Origin of the sequence: Microbacterium sp. Leaf351 (assembly GCF_001423825.1) — a bacterium.
Lineage (GTDB): Bacteria > Actinomycetota > Actinomycetes > Actinomycetales > Microbacteriaceae > Microbacterium > Microbacterium ginsengisoli.
On record NZ_LMPK01000038.1, the window covers coordinates 144,275 to 144,660 of the forward strand.

At 66.3% G+C, this 386-nt stretch carries 1 protein-coding gene; it reads right to left on the minus strand.

From position 1 onward, the window contains the following. The coding region (locus ASG00_RS15515; RefSeq protein WP_162238403.1) for an ABC transporter substrate-binding protein at positions 1-386 on the minus strand (386 nt) is incomplete at both ends.

The window sequence follows — 386 nt, forward strand, 5'->3', positions numbered from 1 at the left end:
GGCCGCGTACTTGTCCATCACGGCCTTCCAGAGGGTCTGGTCGGCGCCGGTCGTGGTCGTGACGAGCTGCAGCTCGGAGTTGGCGACGAAGCCGTCCCAGTACTGGCCGATCTGTTGCCCGAACTGCTTGTCGTAGCAGGATGCCGTGCACGACCACTGGATCGACCCCTTCGCGTCCTGCTGCTCGGCCGCGGTGAGGATCGACGCGGTGATCGGCGCCGGGTCCGCGATGACGAGGCTCGTCGCGCCGCTCGAGGAGATCTGGCTCACGAGCGGAAGCCAGTTGCTCTCGTTCGGGTCGGAGAGCACATTGCCGACGAGATCGATACCCTTCGACTTCGCGTAGGCCGAGATTCCGGATGCCACCCAGTCGCCGTTGCCCGGGG